Below are 3034 nucleotides of genomic sequence, written 5' to 3' on the forward strand. Positions count from 1 at the left end.
CGGCGAGCGCCGCGGCGCTGCGGGCCGACACCACGATCGCCTGCGGCCCCTCGCAGGGCACCGGCTCGCGCGCCGGCGCCTCGGCCAGCACCACATGCGCGTTGGTGCCGCCGATGCCGAACGAGCTGAGCGCCGCGTAGCGCGGCCGCTCGCGGCGCGGCCAGGCGACCGGCTCCCGGTTGATCTCGAACGGCGCATCGCCGAAGCCGATGCGCGGATTGAATTCGCGGAAATGCGCGGTCGGCGGGATCGTGTCGTGGTCGAGCGCGAGGCACAGCTTGACGAGCCCCGCGAGCCCGGCGGCGGTGTCGAGATGGCCGATCTGGGTCTTCAGCGCGCCGAGATGGCGCGTGCGGCGCGTGCCGGCGCTCGCGAAGGCCTGATTGAGCGCGCGCGCCTCGATCGGATCGCCCAGCGGGGTGCCCGTGCCATGCGCCTCGACCAGGTCGATATCGTCGAGCGCGACGCCGCAGTCGCGATAGGCACGCGCGATCACCTCGGCCTGCCAGCGCGGGCTCGGCGCGGTGAAGCCGACCTTGTCGCGGCCGTCGTTGTTGAGCGCGCTGCCCTTGATCACGGCGCGCACCGGATCGCCGGCGGCGAGCGCGGCCGCCAGCGGCTTGAGCACCACCGCGCAGGCGCCGTTGCCGCGCACCGTGCCGGATGCCTCGCGGTCGAATGCCCGGCAGGTCCCGTCGCGCGAACCGATCATGTTCTCCGAGTAGACATAACCCGACTGCTGCGGCAAGGCGATCGACACCCCGCCCACCACCGCCGCCTCGCAGTCCCCGCGCCGCAGCGACAGGCACGCGTAGTGCAGCGCCACCAGGGCGCTCGAGCAGCCGGTCTGCAGGTTGACGGCCGGCCCGTGCACGTCGAGGAAATAGGCCAGGCGGGTGGCGAGGAAGTCCTTGTCGTTGAGCATCAGCAACTGCAGCTCGCCGTGCCGCTCGCGCAGCGCCGGGTCGGGCAGCAGGTTGCGGATCAGGTACTGGCTCAGGCCCGAGGTGGTGAACAGGCCGATCGAGGCACCCGCGCAGTCGCTTGCCTGGGCATCCTCCAGGGCCTCCCAGACCACCTCCATCAGCACCCGGTGCTGGGGATCGAGCAGGTCCGCCTCGGCCGCCGACAGCTTGAAGAACGCCGAGTCGAACATCTCGATGCCGTCGATCACGCCGCGGCGCGGCACGTAGCGGGCACGCTCGTGCTCGCCGAGCGCGTCGAGCTCGGCGGCCAGTTGCTCGGGCGTGAAGGTGGTCAGGCCGTCCTCGCCCGACATCAGCAGCGACCACAGCGCGTCGGGGCCGCGTGCGCCGGGCACGCGCGCGCCCACGCCGATCACCGCGATGTCGAGCGCGGCCGCGCCGGCCGCCGGGCGTTCATCATGCAAGGGCGTCATGGGCGGTCCATTCCTCGAGGAAGGCGGCCAGCGAGCCGACGGTAACGTGCTCGAACAGGGCGACGATGTCGAGTTCCTTGTCGAAGCCGCGCTCGCCCAGGCGGCGCGAAAGCTTCTCGTAGACCGACATGATCTTGAGCGAGCTGCCGCCGACGTCGAAGAAATTCTCGCCGTCGCCGAAATCGCCCCGGCCGACCTCGCCGGCCCAGATCTCGCGTACCAGGGCGCGGAAATCCAGCGGTGCCGCGGCGCTGCCGGCCGCCTGCCAGGCCGCCTCGTCGCGCGGGTCGGGCAGCGCCAGCTCGGCCAGCGCGACGCGCGCCTCGCCGGTCAGCGCCGCGAGCACGCGATCGAGATTCGCGCAGATCCGCGCGATGATCGCCTCGTCGTAGAGCCCGGTGTGATACTCGACCAGCACGCGGTAGCCGTCCTCCTCCTTGCGCAGGGAGAACAGCAGGTCGTACTTGGCCACGCCGCGGTCGAGCGGCACCCGGCGCGCGGTGAAGCCGTCCATCTCCAGCATCTCGGCCTGCTCCGGCTCCAGGTTCACCATCACGCGGAACGCGGCGCGCCGCAGCGCGGTGCTGGCCTGCAGCGCGTCGAAGATATCCTCGGTCGCCACGTGGCGATGCGTCTGCGCCTCGGCCAGCGTGAGCGAGACCGCCTGCGCGAGCCGGTCCAGGTCCCAGTCGGCGCCGCTGCGTACCCGCAGCGGCAGCGTGTTGACGAAGAAGCCCACCAGCTCGCTGTCCGCGAAATGGTCGCGCTGCGAGAAGAACGAGCCGATCGTCACATCGTCGGTGCCGGCGCCGTGCCGCACCAGCGTGGTCACGGCGGTGGCGAACAGCGCGAACGGCGTCACCGCGCGGCGCGCCGCGGCCGCCTCGAAATCGCGGCTGGTCGCGGCCGGCAGCAGGTGGCGATGGAGCCGGCCCGCGAAGCGCGTGGCCGGCTTCGCCTCGGGCTCGACGAGATAGGCGGTCGCGCCGCGATAGTCGCGCAACTGCTCGACCCAGTAGCCCAGGTCGGCCGCCGCGGCTTCGGCGCCACGCGCCTGGGCGGCGAAGTCGGCGAACCGTCGGGTGGGCGTGCCGTCGGCCGCGAGCGGCGCGTCGCCGGCGCGATAGTGCCGCTCCAGCTCGGCGAACAGCACGTTCATCGCGCGGTCGTCCACCGCGATGTGATGGAACACGAAGATCAATCGCCCGGCCCGCTCGCCGAGCCGCAGTTCGGTCACGCGCAGCATCGGGTCGTGGCGCAGATCGAAGGGCCGCATCGCCTCAGCCGCGATCAGCGCCTCGGCGCTCGCCAGGCGCTGCGCTTCCGGCTCGGCGCGCAGGTCGACGCTCGCGAGCACGAAGGGCGCGGTCTCGCGCTCGCGGATCCGCAGGCCGCCGTCCTCCCAGGCATAGGTGCTGCGCAGGATCGGATGGCAGGCCAGCCAGTGCGTGACGCAGCGCGCGAGCCGCGCGCGGTCGAGCGTGCCGTCGTACTCGAACACCAGCGGCGCGTTCGACACGGCCCGCCCGCCGGGGCTGTTCTCGAGCAGCCAGATGCCGCGCTGTGCCGCCGTGGCGAGCGTGCCGCCCACCGCCGGCCCGGGCTCGGCGCCGCCCGGCTTCGCCGTGGCGGCAG

The 3034-nt window shown here is 72.8% G+C and carries 2 protein-coding genes; both read right to left on the reverse strand.

Annotated elements, in window-relative coordinates; genetic code table 11:
• Nucleotides 1–1399, reverse strand: a 1399-nt coding sequence (locus tag F3J18_RS36350; protein WP_166916982.1) for a polyketide synthase, incomplete at its 3' end; no start/stop codon positions are given.
• A partial coding sequence (locus F3J18_RS36355) for a condensation domain-containing protein (protein WP_240156509.1) occupies nucleotides 1383–3034 on the reverse strand: 1652 nt, incomplete at its 5' end. The genes F3J18_RS36355 and F3J18_RS36350, both read right to left, overlap by 17 nt.

It is taken from the genome of Burkholderia sp. Ax-1720 (assembly GCF_011753035.1).
Lineage (GTDB): Bacteria > Pseudomonadota > Gammaproteobacteria > Burkholderiales > Burkholderiaceae > Burkholderia > Burkholderia gladioli.